Raw genomic sequence first — 16,273 nt, 5'->3', positions numbered from 1 at the left:
CGTATTGAAATCAATTCGCTTGGGGGGATTAGTAGTCATGTTGGAATTGGCCAGATCATTCATTCGCACACCCTAGCGATCCTGTATGACAGAAAGATGACAGTGCAGTGACGCAACAAATCCGCCGCTGGCGGTAACCAGCAGCGGATAGAGAATTAGAGGTGTATGGGGGCGGCTCCTGCCGCCCCCATGTGAGTCCGAGGGGTTCACCTCGGACTCAATTTGTTACTTTTTTGCGACTTCAGCGCCGCCTTCCGCGAGGCCCAGGTCAGCCAGAGCTTTTGCAGCAACCTTGGCTGGCAGTGGGATGTAACCGTCTTTCACTACAACTTCCTGGCCCTGTTTGGACAGAACCAGCTTCACGAACTCAGCTTCCAGCGGAGCCAAAGGCTTGTTCGGGGCCTTGTTGACGTACACGTACAGGAAGCGGGACAGCGGGTACTTGCCGTTCAGGGCGTTTTCTTCGGTGTCTTCAACAAATTCGGTGCTGCCTTTCTTGGCCAGGGCCACTGTCTTCACGCTAGCGGTCTTGTAGCCGATGCCCGAGTAACCAACGCCGTTCAGCGAGGAACTGATCGACTGCACGACTGAAGCCGAACCTGGTTGTTCGTTGACGTTTGGCTTGTAGTCGCCTTTGCACAGGGCTTCTTCCTTGAAGTAGCCATAAGTGCCGGATACCGAGTTACGACCGAACAGTTGCACCGGCTTGGTGGCCAGGTCACCGGTCACTCCCAGATCGCCCCAGGTTTTAACGTCGGCTTTAGCGCCGCACAGACGAGTGGACGAAAAGATCGCGTCGACTTGTTCCATGGTCAGGTGCTGGATCGGGTTGTCTTTGTGTACGAACACAGCCAGGGCATCCACTGCAACCGGAATAGCGGTTGGCTTGTAGCCGTATTTGGCTTCGAAGGCTTGCAGCTCGGTATCCTTCATCTTGCGACTCATCGGGCCCAGGTTAGCGGTGCCTTCGGTCAGCGCAGGTGGCGCGGTAGAAGAACCGGCAGCCTGAATCTGGATGTTTACGTTCGGGTATTCTTTTTTGTAGTTCTCAGCCCAGAGGGTCATGAGGTTGGCCAGGGTATCGGAGCCGACGCTGGACAGGTTGCCCGACACACCAGTGGTCTTGGTGTAGCTCGGGATAGCAGGGTCAACAGCGGCAACCGCGTTGGCAGTCGCAACGCCAGCAGCGACAAAAGTCATTGCCGCCATCAAACGCTTCAGTTTCATGCCTTACTCCTAGCAGATAGGGTGTGTTATTCGGGGCCAAGTATCAGCAGGCCGTGTGAACACTCTATGGCTGAAATATGACAATTGGATGAAAGGCCAGCACTCCACTTGGAAGGCTAGCCTTTCAGTTGTAACCGTAAATGTAGGAATTGGCGGGATTTAGCCGGGAACGCAGCGCGCAATCGTTGCCACCACTAACGGATCAACGGCCCTTCTTCCATAGCCAGGCCCCCACCAGGATCCCCACCCCGCACAGCACCGCCACATAATAAGCAGGCCCCATCGCACTTTCCTTGAGCAACAGGCTGACGATCATCGGCGTCAGACCACCGAAAATCGCGTAGGCCACGTTGTACGAGAACGACAAGCCGCTGAAACGCACCACCGGCGGGAAGGCCTTGACCATTACATACGGCACCGCGCCGATGGTGCCGACCAGCAGACCGGTCACGGCATACATCGGGAACAGCCAGTCGGGATGATCGGCCAGGCTGTGGTAGAAGGTCCAGGAGCTGGCCAGCAGCGCGGTACAGCCGATCACGAAGACTCGTCCCGCACCGAAGCGATCGGCCAGTGCGCCGGCAATGATGCAACCAAAGCTCAGGAACACGATCGCCACGCTGTTCGCCTGCAGAGACGTGGTTGGCGAGAAGTGATAGACCGTCTGCAACACAGTCGGGGTCATCAGGATCAACACCACGATGGCGGCCGACAACAGCCAGGTCAGCAACATCGAAATGGCGATGGCGCCACGATGGTCACGCAGCACCGCCCGCAGCGGCACTTCTTCGGCCAGGGCCTTGCGCAGTTGCAGTTCGGCGAACACCGGGGTTTCGTGCAACCAGCGACGCAGGTACACCGAAAACAGACCGAACACGCCACCCAGCAGGAGCGGAATCCGCCAGGCGTAATCCGCGACTTCCACCGGGGTATAGAGGCTGTTGATCGCCGTGGCGACCAGCGAGCCGAGCAGGATGCCCGCCGTCAGGCCGCTGGTCAGGGTGCCGCAGGCGTAGCCGACATGCCGCTGCGGAACGTGCTCGGAAACGAAGACCCACGCCCCCGGCACTTCACCACCAATGGCCGCGCCCTGGATCACCCGCATCAGCAGCAACAAAATCGGCGCCCACATACCGATCTGCGCATAAGTCGGCAGCAACCCCATGATCAAGGTGGGCACCGCCATCATGAAAATGCTCAGAGTGAACATTTTCTTGCGGCCCAGCAGGTCACCGAAGTGCGCCATCACGATGCCGCCCAGCGGCCGGGCCAGGTACCCGGCGGCGAAGATGCCGAAGGTTTGCATCAGCCGTAGCCATTCAGGCATGTCCGCCGGAAAGAACAGCTTGCCCACCACCGTGGCGAAGAACACGAAGATGATGAAATCGTAGAACTCCAGCGCGCCACCCAGGGCCGACAGCGATAGAGTCTTGTAGTCGTTGCGGGTCAGCGGACGTGCGGGTTGGTCTGGCTGCGCGATGCTCGAGGGCGCTGTGGTCATGGCAAGGGCTTCTCTTATAGTCGGATCTGCAACCTCAACAACGCTGGCTGAGGTTTGGGCAGGTCCGGCACGATAGCAAATTGTTCGAAAAAGCACATAGAGGTGCGTTTTTGACGGTCAAAATGAGAACCGGACGGTCGTCGCGGAGTCTACCGATCGATATACTCAAAGCCTGCTCCGGTTTTTGAGGGGTTGCTGTGCGAAAGCGCCTGTCAGGTTCATAGGCGATTTCGCAGAGTTTCCCTTTAGGCGCCTTATGGAAAACGTGACGAACGTAGTATGTTCGGTGCTGAATCGTTTTTCCCGAAGACGGCTACCACCAGCAATACCAACGAAGAGTCACGGGTCAGAGGCACCCCCGGCATGATAGAGCTCGAACAAGAAGATCCGATCCCGCAAGGCGACCTGGCCCTGCAAATCACCGCGCTTCCTCGCGAAACCAACGGCTTTGGCGATATCTTCGGCGGCTGGCTGGTGGCGCAGATGGATTTGGCAGGTACCGCGATGGCCAGCAAGGTCGCCGGTGGACGCGTTGCCACCGTTGCAATCGACCGCATGGCCTTTCTGGTTCCAGTGGCGGTGGGCGCTCAGCTCTCCTTTTATACCCAGGCCCTGGAAATCGGCCGCAGCTCGATCAAGATGATGGTCGAGGTCTGGAGCGACGATCCACTGTCCAGCGAGTGGCGTAAAGTGACCGAAGCGGTGTTTGTGTTCGTTGCCATCGACGGCAGCGGCCGCACCCGTTCGGTTCCGCCTCGGGCTCGCTGAAAGAGCTTCTAAACCTGGTAGCCGTTTTGCGGTCGATAGTCGTCCACGTTACTGATCGAGAGCTGTCCCATGAGCACGCCCAATGTTGAAGCCGTAAAACTGGATGAACTGAACTGCTGGCGCATCCGCCACGGCCAGGCCGAATTACTGGTGGCCCAGCAAGGCGCGCACATCCTCAGCTATCAATTGGCCGGCCAGCCGCCGCTGATCTGGCTCAACGACGAAGCCGTGTTCAAGACCGGCAAGAGCATCCGCGCTGGCGTGCCGGTGTGCTGGCCGTGGTTCGGCAACTTTGCGCGCAACCCGCAAAGCGTGCAGGCGATGCGCACCAGCAATGAAGCGCCGTCGGCTCACGGCTTCGTGCGAGCGATGGATTGGGAGCTGGGCGGCATCGAAGCCGAAGGCGAAAGCCTGAAGGTCGAATTCCTCCTGCCCTACCCCGAAAGCGGCTTTCCCGGCTGGCCGCACCAAGTGGATTTGACGCTGAGCATTCGCCTCGACGAGCAATTGCACATCCATCTGACCAGCCACAACCGGGGCGCTGAAACCGTCAGCATCAGCCAGGCACTGCACAGTTACTTTGCCGTCAGCGATGTGCGCGAGGTGCATGTCGAAGGTGTGGATGGCCTCAACTACATCGAAACCCTGGACAACTGGAAAACCGTCCCCCAGACCGGTGATCTGCGCTTTACCGGGGAGACCGATCGCATCTATCTCGACGCCCCGCCACTGCTGAGCATCGTCGATCCGGCCTGGGAGCGACGCATCGAACTGACCAGCATTGGCTCGCGCACCGCGGTGATCTGGAACCCATGGATCGACCGCGCCGCCGCGTTCAGCGACATGGCCGACGACGGCTGGCAGCGCATGCTGTGCATCGAGACGGCGAACGTGATGGGCGATGTGGTGAACCTGAAACCAGGTGCCAGCCATACGCTAGGCGTGAGCGTCGGTAGCAAGCCGCTCTAAGCAACACCACAAAACCAATGTGGGAGCGGGCTTGCCCGCGAAGAGGCCATAACATTCAACATCATCGTTGCCTGTTACACCGCCTTCGCGAGCAAGCCCGCTCCCACATTTGCATCTCTACAAGTCGGACTCTTTTACGACTCTGACCTTCGCCGCATCCAGCGCATACGCCGCATCGGCCAGGTCATTGCTGACCTTCTCGACCTTCAACGTACCGGTGACCCACAGCGGCGTGTAGATATCGCTCAGCTTCAAGCCCTTTGGATAGCGCACCAGCACCAATTGATTGGGCGGCGGAGGCGGTACGTGGATGCAGGCGCCCGGGTATGGCACGAGGAAAAACAGCGTGCTGTTGCCCTTGGCGTCGGACTCCAGCGGCACGGGGTAACCGCCAATGCGGATGTCCTTGTCGTTCATCGACGCAACGGTCTTGGTCGAGTACATCACCGCCGGCAAGCCTTTGGCCTGCTTCATCCCACCCTTGTCGGTGAAAGTGCCATTGGCTTCAGGGGAGTTGTGGTCGATTTCAGGCATGGCCTCAAGGGCCTTCTGGTCCGACTTGGGCATGAGTTCGAGCCAGTCGGTTTCCGGCAGTTCGCCGGCATGGGCAAGGCCCGAACCCAGTAAAACAAGAGTCAACAAAAGACGGCGCATGAAGGTGCTCGGTATAGGAAGGATCAGGAAACGCCGAGCATTCTAGCCCTCGCGGCTTGTGTGGCCGAGAGGACTTTGTCGCTTGGTTCAGTTCTTTTTGATCAGTCCGTATATCACCAGCAACACAACGGCGCCCACCAGCGCACCGATGAAGCCTGCGCCTTGGCCAGCCTGATAGATGCCCAGGGCCTGGCCGCCGTAAGTGGCTGCCAGCGAACCGCCGATACCGAGCAGGATGGTCATGATCCAGCCCATGCTGTCATCGCCCGGTTTCAGGAACCGCGCCAGCAGGCCGACAATCAAGCCGATAAAGATGGTTCCGATGATTCCCATGGCATTTCCCTCTGAATGAAGTGGCTGTGTCCGGTCTCACCAATAATGTCCTCTTTTGACGAGTGGCTGTTGTCGTCAGGCAAGGCGCTGCGACGAGTCATAGCCAGCTATGGCGAGGAGCGGCAACGCAGCATGCCGGCAACAGACGCCGTCAAAACGGAACAGTATTGGTGAGACGGGACACCTAGCGAAAGCCTAGTCAGACTTTGGCATCCTGCCATGAGAGAACGGCGGTCCCTGAATGGTTCCGCCGCTGCCACATGAAACTATTCGGCGATCAGCGCTTCGACCTTGAGGATCTGCGCGGTCAGCGTTTCGCGATCCGCACAACGCAGGTTGGCGTGACCGACCTTGCGGCCGACCTTGAACGCCTTGCCGTAGTGATGCAGATGGCAATCGGCGATGGTCAGGACCCTCTCGGACTCTGGCACTTTGCCGATAAAATTGAGCATCGCGCTCTCCCCAACCTTGGCGGTCGAACCCAGCGGCAGACCGGCAACAGCCCGCAGGTGGTTTTCGAACTGGCTGCACTCGGCGCCCTCGGTGGTCCAGTGCCCGGAGTTGTGCACCCGCGGGGCAATTTCGTTGGCCTTGAGGCCACCGTCGACTTCAAAGAACTCGAACGCCATCACGCCGACGTAGTCCAGTTGCTTGAGCACACGGCTGGAGTAGTCTTCGGCCAGGGCTTGCAACGGGTGATCGGTGCTGGCCACGGACAGCTTGAGAATGCCGCTTTCGTGGGTGTTGTGTACCAGCGGATAGAAGCGGGTTTCACCGTCGCGGGCACGCACGGCGATCAGCGAGACTTCACCGGTGAACGGCACGAAGCCTTCCAGCAGACAGGCCACGCTGCCCAGTTCGGCAAAGGTGCCTACCACATCTTCAGGGGTGCGCAGGACCTTCTGACCCTTGCCGTCATAACCCAGGGTACGGGTCTTCAGCACCGCCGGCAGACCGATGGAAGCCACGGCGGCGTCCAGGTCAGCCTGGGACTGAATGTCGGCGAACGCCGGAGTAGGAATCCCCAGGTCCTTGAACATGCTCTTCTCGAACCAACGATCGCGGGCGATACGCAGCGCTTCGGCGCTCGGGTAGACCGGGACGAATTGCGACAGGAAGGCTACGGTCTCGGCCGGAACGCTTTCGAACTCGAAGGTCACCAGATCGACTTCATCGGCCAGCTGACGCAGGTGATCCTGATCGCCGTAATCGGCTCGCAGGTGTTCGCCCAACGCGGCTGCGCAAGCATCCGGCGCCGGGTCCAGGAAAGCGAAGTTCATGCCCAGCGGAGTGCCCGCCAGCGCCAACATGCGACCCAACTGGCCGCCACCGATTACACCGATCTTCATCGTCAACAACCTCAGGCGATGCGTGGGTCTGGATTGTCCAGGACGCTGTCTGTCTGCTCAGCACGGAAGGTTTTCAGCACCGCGTGGAACTGCGGGTGCTTGGCGCCCAGGATACTCGCCGATAGCAGTGCTGCGTTGATCGCGCCTGCCTTGCCGATGGCCAGGGTGGCAACCGGAATGCCCGCTGGCATCTGCACAATGGAAAGCAGTGAATCGACGCCCGACAGCATTGCCGATTGCACGGGTACGCCCAGCACCGGCAAGTGGGTCTTGGCCGCACACATGCCAGGCAAGTGCGCCGCGCCACCGGCACCGGCGATGATCACCTCGATGCCACGCGCCTCGGCTTCTTCAGCGTACTGGAACAGCAGGTCCGGGGTGCGGTGGGCAGAAACCACTTTCACCTCGTAAGGGATGCCGAGCTTTTCCAGCATATCGGCGGTGTGGCTAAGGGTGGACCAATCGGACTTGGAGCCCATGATCACGCCAACCAGTGCACTCATCGTCGTGCCTCTTCTCTCTGGGCGCCCGCAGGCGCGTCAAAAAACAACAAGCCACGCAGGATGCGTGGCTTGATTGTACGAATTATGGCCGGTCGTAACCGGCCGAAGGCCGCGCAGTATACCTCAATGAAGCAGATAAACAGCCCCTGTTGCGACCATCTGTCATTCACCTCAACGCGGCGTATTTACTGACTCTAAAGTCAGCCAACGGAGCCCTTTCAGCGACGAGGGCTTAGCTGCCCAAATACGCTCCCCTGACACTACTACGAACTTTAATCCTGACGCTGCTTTTTATAATCAACACTCTGCAATAGAAAGAAATATGCTCCAACTCGCAAAAACAGTACATCGTCGATAGATTGAATATCACCTACAGCCATAGGCAAACAAAACCAACAAACATTCAATGACAGTTAAGTGGATCAATAATGAACTCAACTATCGAGCCCCCCAAAGAAAGCATCACTATTTTCGCCATCATTCATAACGACATCCCGGAATCAACAAAGAACACGCTGTATGACGACCACTTCCATCCATTCGTAACCGAGTTAGAAAGCTTCACTGGAAGAAGGGTCCGCGTCATCTCAAGTGACCGCAAGCCCTATAGTGACTTCCCCTACAAAGGGGAAAATGAGAGCCTCACCCTAAGTCTCTGGGAAAACATGGCATTCAACTTTTTAGATGAGATGAGGGCAAAAGGAGTTCAAACAAACCTTCTGACAAAAATCATATTGATCACCAACGACACGCTAAACGCTAAACGCTAAAATCGCAGGTATTGCACGCACTGTTCCTCCGTTCCACTCAGGAACAGTTGCAATCTCATCGCTGTCCACTTATGTGAATGTCGGCCATGAAATAGGCCATTTACTGGGTGCTAAACATGAGGATGCAGAAACTCAGTACAACGGTTGGTGGTGCGATACCTACATGAGACCACAAGGAGACGTTTTCAAGTCAAACTGCTACACCTTCAGTTCAGCCAACCGACAAAACATAAAAAATTACTTGGCAAATTACGACTGATAGCGCCCGCCTGACCACGAATAGATCCGCATTGACATATCAAACCGCCGTCCCTTCGATTGAAAGGCTTGGCACTCAGTGAAAGCATAAATATCAACACAGGCTATCGACGTAGTCACGAAGATCGGAAGAACCGCAACGAAGACAAATCCTACATAGACTTACTACGACCAAGTCGATTGAGCCTGATAATTTTTCGTACAACTCATAGTCACTGAACCGGCGGCTAAACCATCTTCGGAATATCAACTACAGAAAAATATTTGGAGTTTTTCAATGCCACGCCCATTAATGCTACTTGTTTTCATTCACAAAGACCTTTCTGACTACAAGACTGGCGAACTTTTTGAGAACCACTTCAACTGGCTATCAGATGAGTTCGAGGCACTATCCGGACGGCCATTTGCGATCATCTTCATACCGCCCTCAGATGCGCCGACGCTTAGTGACCACTCTTATAAAATTGGCATACCTGAACAAGCGCTTTATGACTGGTATCTAAAAGTCGAGGAACAAAAAATGACCTACACCTCCGGCAGCTACGACGATCACACTCGAAAGTTCCTTCTGCTGACACGCGACAACCTCAACAGTTCTACTACCGGGATTGCCAGTCCCAAGGGGTATTGTGCAATTTCATCTATTCGCAGCAACCAGTCACCAGCCCATGAAGTGGGTCACATGTTCGGTGCAACACATGAGGACTATGAGGTTTATTACAACGCTGGTGGGACGAAACCATCATGGCGCCGGGTACAGGTTTTTCCGCGCTCAGAGGAGATGCCAAGCGCTTCAGCGACAAAAACAGGGAAAACATTCGTAATTATCTCGAAGAGTACGCTTGAAACGCTTTGAATCACGCGGCGGCAAAGAGTGAAAACAGAAATGGCTTTCACTCTTTACTCTCCTTCAGCTACTTGAGCCCGCTGCCCCACCCTCAAGTTTGCGCCACAACAACCGCACATTAGCCTTGCGCACCAATGCACAGCGATACAGACGAATCTCCAGCGGTACATGCCATTGCGGGCCGCCGCAGATCACCAGCTCACCCCGCGCCAGCTCGGCGCGCACGCTCAGTTGCGGCACCCAGGCGATGCCCAGACCCTCCAGGGCCATGCTTTTCAGGCTGTCGGCCATGGCGGTTTCGTAGATGGTGGTGAAGCGCAGCGCCCGTTGACGCAACAGCATGTTCACCGAACGGCCGAGAAACGCACCGGCGCTGTACGCCAGTAGCGGCACGCTGCCTTCGCCTTCCAGATCGAACAGCGGTTTGCCGTCGGCGTCGGCGGCGCAGACCGGCAGCATCTCGGTGTGGCCCAGGTGCAGCGAGGGGAAGATTTCCGGGTCCATCTGCATGGCGGCGTCCGGATCGTAGAACGCCAGCATCAGATCGCAGCCGCCTTCGCGCAATGCATGCACGGCATCGCCGACGTTGGTCGCCACCAGCCGCGTGGCGATGTTCAGGCCTTCGTTGCGCAACTGCGCGATCCAGCGCGGAAAGAAACCGAGCGCCAGGGAGTGCGCGGCAGCGACCTGCATCACTTCGCCCTGCCCGCCTTCCAGGTGATGCAGATGGCGCAGCACTTCGCCCAACTGTTCGACCACGGTGCGTGCGGTGACCAGAAACAATTGCCCTGCCGCCGTCAGTTCCACCGGCGTGCGCGAACGGTTGACCAGGGTCAGCCCCAGCGCCGCCTCCAGGCTGCGGATTCGCCGGCTGAACGCCGGCTGAGTCACGAAACGCCGCTCGGCGGCCTGGGAGAAACTGCGGGTGGCGGCCAGGGCACTGAAGTCCTCCAGCCATTTGCTTTCCAGATTCATCACGCCCTCCCGGACACGCACCAATTTAGGTCACACGTTCGCCGTCAAGCCGGCGTCACACGGGCATTATGCCGAATATGCATAGCCTAGTGTTTAACAGCATTGGCCCAAAATTCTCCACAGGCCTAGCATTCGCAGCGTTCCGGCACAGACCGGGTTCATATTGAGATGATTTCTATCATGTCCTCCGCTGCATCATTCCGCACAGAAAATGACCTGCTTGGCGCCCTCGAAGTACCGGCTCAAGCGTATTACGGTATCCAGACCCTGCGAGCGGTGAATAACTTCCGCCTTTCGGGCGTTCCGATTTCGCACTACCCGAAACTGGTTGTCGGCCTGGCCATGGTTAAACAGGCTGCCGCTGACGCCAACCGTGAGCTGGGTCACCTGAGCGAAGCCAAGCACGCTGCCATCAGCGAAGCCTGCGCACGTTTGATCCGCGGCGACTTCCACGAAGAGTTCGTGGTGGACATGATTCAAGGCGGCGCTGGCACTTCGACCAACATGAATGCCAACGAAGTCATCGCCAACATCGCACTGGAGGCCATGGGTCACCAGAAAGGCGAGTACCAGTACCTGCACCCGAACGACGACGTGAACATGGCGCAGTCGACCAACGACGCCTACCCGACGGCGATCCGTCTGGGTCTGCTGCTGGGTCACGACGCCCTGCTCGCCAGCCTCGACAGCTTGATTCAGGCATTCGCGGCCAAGGGCCAGGAATTCAACCACGTCCTGAAGATGGGTCGTACCCAGTTGCAAGACGCCGTGCCGATGACTTTGGGTCAGGAATTCCGCGCTTTCGCCACCACCATGGGCGAAGACCTGGCCCGTCTGAAGACGCTGGCCCCGGAACTGCTGACTGAAGTGAACCTGGGCGGCACCGCGATCGGTACCGGCATCAACGCCGACCCGCGTTACCAGCTCCTGGCCGTTCAGCGCCTGGCAGTGATCAGCGGTCAACCGCTGGTACCGGCCGCCGACCTGATCGAAGCCACCTCCGACATGGGCGCCTTCGTGCTGTTCTCCGGCATGCTCAAGCGTACCGCGGTCAAGCTGTCGAAGATCTGCAACGACCTGCGCCTGCTGTCCAGCGGCCCACGCACCGGCATCAACGAGATCAACCTGCCGGCACGTCAGCCAGGCAGTTCGATCATGCCAGGCAAGGTCAACCCGGTTATTCCGGAAGCGGTCAACCAGGTGGCGTTCCAGATCATCGGTAACGACCTGGCCCTGACCATCGCAGCCGAAGGCGGCCAGCTGCAACTGAACGTGATGGAGCCGCTGATCGCCTTCAAGATCTTCGACTCGATCCGTCTGCTGCAACGCGCCATGGACATGCTGCGCGAGCACTGCATCGTCGGCATCACCGCCAACGAAGCACGCTGCCGTGAACTGGTCGAGCACTCGATCGGCCTGGTCACCGCACTGAACCCGTACATCGGCTACAAAAATGCCACCCGCATCGCCGGCCTCGCCCTTGAAAGCGGCCGCGGCGTGCTGGAACTGGTGCGCGAAGAAGGTTTGCTCGACGAAGCCATGCTCGCCGACATCCTGCGCCCGGAAAACATGATTGCTCCGCGTCTGGTGCCTCTGAAGGCATAACCCGACGCGTTATCTGTAGCACCGCTCACCAGGTCGAGGGACTAGACACCTCTCACCTTTTGAGGGCTTGGGGATTTAGTCCCCAGGCCCTTTTTTTTAACTGTTTGCTCCTGAGAACCGTATGTCTGGGGACTGACCAATGTGGGAGCGGGCTTGCTCGCGAAGACGACGGCACATTCAACAATGCCGTGTCTGATACACCGCTTTCGCGAGCAAGCCCGCTCCCACAGAAAAGCAATCTCCACATAAGCCCGGCGCCGGTAACGTCGGGTGCTTCAAAGGCTTCGCTTCACCGAACGCACCACAATCGTGCAGACGGACGGCACTGTCATCGGTATAGTGCCGCCCCTCTTCGCATGAGCGGTCGTCGGTAGCGAGGCCACAACCCATGCGAAACCCGAACTAATAACAAACCCGCGATATGAAACCGGGACGAACTTCGAACCGCCCATTGTGCCGTGCGCCAACGGGTGTAACTCGATGTGTCTGCCCGGCCAGCATTGTTGCCTACACAAAAAACAGCGAGGAATAATCCATGCTCGAAGTCATTAACGACTTCCTCTCAGGGAAAGTACTGATCGTGCTCATTGTCGGGCTCGGTAGCTACTTCACGATCCGCTCGCGTTTCGTTCAATTGCGTCACTTCTTCCACATGTTCGCGGTGTTCCGCGACAGCCTCAAAAGCAGCGCCGGGCAACTCAGTTCGTTCCAGGCCCTGATGCTCAGCCTCGCCGGCCGCGTCGGTGCGGGCAACATCGCCGGTGTCGGCATTGCCGTGACCCTCGGTGGCCCCGGTGCCGTGTTCTGGATGTGGGTGACCGCGCTGGTCGGCATGTCCAGCAGCTTCTTCGAATGCTCCCTCGGCCAGCTCTACAAGCGCTGCGACTCCGAAGGCCAGTTCCGTGGCGGTCCGTCCTATTACATCCAGCATGGTTTGCAAAAACGCTGGTTGGGCATGCTGATGGCGTTCCTGTTGCTGGTGACTTTCGGGTTCGCCTTCAACGGCCTGCAAGCCCACGCGGTGACGCACTCGTTGAACAACGCGTTCGGCCTCGACACCACTTACACCGGCATCGGTCTGGCTGTGCTGCTGGGCCTGGTGTTCATCGGCGGGATCAAGCGCATCGCCAAGGTCGCCGACCTGTTGGTGCCGGTGAAAACCCTGGTGTACATCGGCGTGACCATCTATGTGATCGTGCTGCAGTTCGACCAGGTGCCGGGCATGCTGATGACCATCGTCAAGAGCGCCTTCGGTCTGGACCAGGCCTTCGGCGGCCTGATCGGTAGCGCCATCGTCATGGGCGTGAAGCGTGGCGTATTTGCCAACGAAGCAGGCCTGGGCAGTGCGCCGAACGTGGCGGCGGTCGCGGCGGTCGAGCACCCGGTGGCGCAAGGCGTGGTCCAGGCGTTCAGCGTGTTCCTCGATACCTTCGTGATCTGCACCTGCACCGCGCTGCTGATCCTGCTCTCCGGTTTCTACACCCCGGGCTTCGAAGGCGACGGCATTGCCCTGACCCAGAACTCGCTGGCCGCCGTGGTCGGTGACTGGGGCCGGATGTTCATCTCCGTGGCACTGGCGTTGTTCGTGTTCACCTCGATCCTCTACAACTACTACCTGGGCGAGAACAACCTGCGCTTTTTGATCGGTGAAAACCGCAAGGCGCTGATGGGCTATCGTGCGCTGGTACTGTTGCTGATTTTCTGGGGCGCCATCGAAAACCTCGGCACCGTATTTGCCTTCGCCGACATCACCATGACCATGCTCGCGTTCGTCAACCTGATCGCGCTGTTCCTGCTGTTCAAGGTCGGCATGCGCATCCTGCGTGACTACGATGACCAGCGCGCCGCAGGCATCAAGACCCCGGTGTTCGACTCCGCCAAGTTCCCGGACCTGGATCTGGATCGCCAGGCGTGGCCGGCCAACCCGCCTGCCGCTGTCGGCAAGGCTGAAGTTGAACCGCAAGGTGTACCCGCAGCGCAACGCTGACAGGTGAAATGACAGGCGCGCCCCCAGCGCCCGTCAGTTAAAGTTCGAAAAACTGTGGGAGCAAACAAGCTCGCTCCCACAGGAACTCTTCCTTTCGGAGAATCCTCATGAATTCGTCGACCTACCCTGCCGCCCAGCACGTCATGGTGCTCTACACCGGCGGCACCATCGGCATGCAGGCCAGCGCCCATGGCCTGGCCCCGGCGTCCGGTTTCGAAGCGCGGATGCGCGACTATCTGCACAGCCAGCCTGAGCTGGTGGTGCCGCAATGGCGCTTTCGCGAGATGTCGCCGCTGATCGACAGCGCCAACATGACCCCGACGTATTGGCAGCAGTTGCGTGAAGCGGTGGTCGATGCGGTGGATGTTCAGGGCTGCGACAGCGTGCTGATCCTGCATGGCACCGACACTCTGGCCTACAGCGCGGCCGCGATGAGTTTCCAGTTGCTCGGCCTGCATGCCCGCGTGTGCTTCACCGGCTCGATGCTGCCGGCCGGTGTGACCGACAGCGACGCCTGGGAAAACCTCGGAGGCGCGCTGGTTGCACTGGGCCAGGGCCTCGCGCCGGGCGTGCATCTGTACTTCCATGGCGAACTGCTCGACCCGACCCGTTGCGCCAAGGTACGCAGTTTTGGCCGTCATCCGTTCAAGCGACTGGAGCGTCAGGGCGGTGGCGTAAAAGCGCCTTCGATTCCATCGCAGCTGAACTACAACCAGCCTAAACAACTGTCGAACATCGCCGTGCTGCCGCTGTTTCCCGGCATCGGCGCCGAGGTGCTGGATGGTTTGCTCGACAGCGGTATTCAGGGCCTGGTGCTGGAGTGCTACGGCAGCGGCACCGGCCCGAGCGACAACCCCGGGTTTCTCGCCAGACTCGCACGTGCGCGGGACAACGGCGTGGTCGTGGTAGCCGTCACGCAATGCCACGAAGGCGGCGTTGAACTGGACGTCTATGAAGCCGGCAGTCGGTTGCGCGGTGTGGGCGTGTTGTCCGGTGGCGGCATGACCCGTGAAGCGGCGTTCGGCAAGTTGCATGGGTTGTTGGGTGCCGGGCTTGATACGGATGAAGTCCGTCGGCTCGTCGAACTCGACCTGTGCGGCGAACTGAGCTGAATCAACACATAACCCTGTGGGAGCGGGCTTGCTCGCGAAGAGGGCGGGTCAGTCAACATTGATGTCGTCTGACACGCCCTCTTCGCGAGCAAGTCGGATCGCCGCACCGCCGCCCCCACATTGGGATTCTCGCCCGGCATACAACTTGCTGCGTTCCAGCCACCCCAAGGCTGGAAGTCCTCATGCTCCACTCCCACCTCACCACGCTCAACGCGGTCTCCCTGGTACTCGATGCCTTCAAGGCACAAGGCTTGTCCAGCGAAGCGCTGCTGGCCGGAAGCGGCATCAGTGCGGCGGATCTGAACCGTGCCGACACGCGCATCACCACCAATCAGGAAATGCAGGTCTGCGCCAACGCCGTCGCCCTCAAGCGTGACATCGGCCTGGAACTGGGCCGGCGGATGCACGTTTCCTGCTACGGCATGCTCGGTTACGCCCTGCTCACCAGTGCCACCTTCGGTGACGCTTTGCGTCTGGCGATGCGCTATCCGGCGCTGCTGGGAACACTTTTCGAACTGAGCCTTGAAGACGATGGCGAGCGCATCTGGTTCGCCGCCGCCGATTACCGCGAGAGCCCCGCCATGGCGGTGTTCAACGCCGAGTTCTGCCTGGTGTCGCTGAAGGTCACCTGCGACGACCTGCTCGGCCATCCCCTGCCCTTGCTCGACGCACGCTTCGAACATGCCGCGCCCGATTACGAAGCGACCTACGCCGAACACTTCAACTGCCCAATGCACTTCGGTGCGCGGAACAACGCCTTCGCCTTCGACAAGCGCTGGCTCGACCAGCCACTGCCGCTGGCCGATGTCATCACCCATCAAGCCATGGCCGAACGCTGCCGCAAACAGAACATCGAGTTCACCGGGCGACAGGCGTGGCTGGGACGGATCCGCCAATTGCTCAGCGCGCAACTGAACGCCGCGCCCGGGCTGGAGGGGCTGGCCGAGCAAATGAACTGTTCGGCGCGGACCTTGCGCCGGCATCTCAAGGACATGGGTTGCAGCTATCAGGAACTGCTCGACGAACTGCGCTTCGAGCAGGCCAAGCAAATGCTGTGCGAGGATCAACTGCCGATCTATCAGATCGCCGAAGCCCTGGGTTTCAGCGAGACCGCGAGTTTTCGCCATGCGTTTGTGCGCTGGAGTGGTGTGGCGCCCAGCCAGTTCCGGCCACACGGATAACCCTGTGGGAGCGGGCTTGCCCGCGAAGAGGCCGGTACAACCGATACATCTCCATTGGCTGGAACACCGCTTTCGCGGGCAAGCCCGCTCCCACAGGTTTAGCTTTTCATGCACTCACCCGGAACGCAGCCGTGAGTAAGGGGCGAATTTCGGTCAAATGTTTTGGCCATATCGATCCCCTTTTGGCCTTTCCTGCCGTTCTCCGATTCGCCGTACACCGCAACACTGGGGGCA

The 16,273-nt window shown here is 59.0% G+C and carries 15 protein-coding genes; 8 read left to right on the top strand and 7 right to left on the bottom strand.

Annotated features, from left to right (window positions below):
* Positions 1-225: 225 nt before the first annotated feature.
* Positions 226-1,227: a phosphate ABC transporter substrate-binding protein PstS family protein gene (locus KGB28_RS07060; RefSeq protein ID WP_223443760.1), complete on the bottom strand. Its 1,002-nt coding sequence runs from the start codon at positions 1,225-1,227 to the stop codon at positions 226-228.
* A gap of 202 nt (positions 1,228-1,429) precedes the next feature.
* The gene (locus KGB28_RS07055) at positions 1,430-2,728 is read right to left on the bottom strand and encodes an MFS transporter (RefSeq protein WP_223443757.1); all 1,299 of its coding nucleotides are present in this window, start codon (positions 2,726-2,728) and stop codon (positions 1,430-1,432) included.
* A 363-nt stretch (positions 2,729-3,091) separates the two neighbouring features.
* Between KGB28_RS07055 and KGB28_RS07050 the strand changes: the two genes are divergently transcribed.
* Positions 3,092-3,496 carry an acyl-CoA thioesterase gene (locus KGB28_RS07050; protein WP_007942704.1) on the top strand — a complete coding sequence of 135 codons (405 nt, stop codon included), beginning with the start codon at positions 3,092-3,094 and terminating at the stop codon, positions 3,494-3,496.
* A gap of 69 nt (positions 3,497-3,565) precedes the next feature.
* A complete protein-coding gene (locus tag KGB28_RS07045; RefSeq protein ID WP_223443748.1) occupies positions 3,566-4,465 on the top strand; it encodes a D-hexose-6-phosphate mutarotase in 900 nt (299 codons plus the stop codon).
* Positions 4,466-4,582: 117 nt separating this feature from the next.
* Here the strand turns inward: KGB28_RS07045 and KGB28_RS07040 are convergent, their stop codons facing one another.
* The 4 genes from KGB28_RS07040 to purE form a co-directional block, all read right to left on the bottom strand.
* The gene (locus KGB28_RS07040; RefSeq protein WP_223443745.1) at positions 4,583-5,119 is read right to left on the bottom strand and encodes a DUF3299 domain-containing protein; all 537 of its coding nucleotides are present in this window, start codon (positions 5,117-5,119) and stop codon (positions 4,583-4,585) included.
* Between the two features lie 87 nt (positions 5,120-5,206).
* Complete coding sequence (locus KGB28_RS07035) at positions 5,207-5,452, bottom strand: GlsB/YeaQ/YmgE family stress response membrane protein (RefSeq protein WP_008030708.1); 246 nt, start codon at positions 5,450-5,452, stop codon at positions 5,207-5,209.
* Between the two features lie 266 nt (positions 5,453-5,718).
* Positions 5,719-6,801, bottom strand: a complete 1,083-nt coding sequence (locus tag KGB28_RS07030; protein WP_223443742.1) for a 5-(carboxyamino)imidazole ribonucleotide synthase — start codon at positions 6,799-6,801, stop codon at positions 5,719-5,721.
* Positions 6,802-6,812: 11 nt separating this feature from the next.
* On the bottom strand, positions 6,813-7,304 hold the full coding sequence (gene purE / locus KGB28_RS07025; RefSeq protein ID WP_046038893.1) for a 5-(carboxyamino)imidazole ribonucleotide mutase: 492 nt from the start codon (positions 7,302-7,304) through the stop codon (positions 6,813-6,815).
* A 428-nt stretch (positions 7,305-7,732) separates the two neighbouring features.
* Between purE and KGB28_RS07020 the strand changes: the two genes are divergently transcribed.
* A complete protein-coding gene (locus KGB28_RS07020; protein WP_223443739.1) occupies positions 7,733-8,074 on the top strand; it encodes a hypothetical protein in 342 nt (113 codons plus the stop codon).
* A gap of 535 nt (positions 8,075-8,609) precedes the next feature.
* Positions 8,610-9,188 carry a hypothetical protein gene (locus KGB28_RS07015; protein ID WP_223443737.1) on the top strand — a complete coding sequence of 193 codons (579 nt, stop codon included), beginning with the start codon at positions 8,610-8,612 and terminating at the stop codon, positions 9,186-9,188.
* A gap of 54 nt (positions 9,189-9,242) precedes the next feature.
* On the opposite strand, the gene KGB28_RS07010 is transcribed toward KGB28_RS07015, so the two are convergent.
* On the bottom strand, positions 9,243-10,154 hold the full coding sequence (locus tag KGB28_RS07010; protein ID WP_223443735.1) for a LysR substrate-binding domain-containing protein: 912 nt from the start codon (positions 10,152-10,154) through the stop codon (positions 9,243-9,245).
* 180 nt (positions 10,155-10,334) lie between these two features.
* On the opposite strand from KGB28_RS07010, the gene KGB28_RS07005 reads away from it, so the two are divergent.
* The 4 genes from KGB28_RS07005 (at position 10,335) to KGB28_RS06990 (ending at position 16,039) form a co-directional block, all read left to right on the top strand.
* On the top strand, positions 10,335-11,759 hold the full coding sequence (locus tag KGB28_RS07005) for an aspartate ammonia-lyase (protein WP_223443733.1): 1,425 nt from the start codon (positions 10,335-10,337) through the stop codon (positions 11,757-11,759).
* A 535-nt stretch (positions 11,760-12,294) separates the two neighbouring features.
* Positions 12,295-13,746 carry an alanine/glycine:cation symporter family protein gene (locus tag KGB28_RS07000; protein WP_223443731.1) on the top strand — a complete coding sequence of 484 codons (1,452 nt, stop codon included), beginning with the start codon at positions 12,295-12,297 and terminating at the stop codon, positions 13,744-13,746.
* Between the two features lie 107 nt (positions 13,747-13,853).
* Positions 13,854-14,858, top strand: a complete 1,005-nt coding sequence (locus KGB28_RS06995) for an asparaginase (RefSeq protein WP_223443729.1) — start codon at positions 13,854-13,856, stop codon at positions 14,856-14,858.
* A 182-nt stretch (positions 14,859-15,040) separates the two neighbouring features.
* Positions 15,041-16,039 carry an AraC family transcriptional regulator gene (locus KGB28_RS06990; RefSeq protein WP_223443727.1) on the top strand — a complete coding sequence of 333 codons (999 nt, stop codon included), beginning with the start codon at positions 15,041-15,043 and terminating at the stop codon, positions 16,037-16,039.
* Positions 16,040-16,273: the final 234 nt, after the last annotated feature.

Origin of the sequence: Pseudomonas sp. BF-R-19, from assembly GCF_019956445.1 — a bacterium.
Lineage (GTDB): Bacteria > Pseudomonadota > Gammaproteobacteria > Pseudomonadales > Pseudomonadaceae > Aquipseudomonas > Aquipseudomonas fluorescens_BH.
The sequence above is the reverse complement of the archived record's forward strand: the minus strand, read 5'-3'. Positions and strand labels throughout refer to the sequence as shown.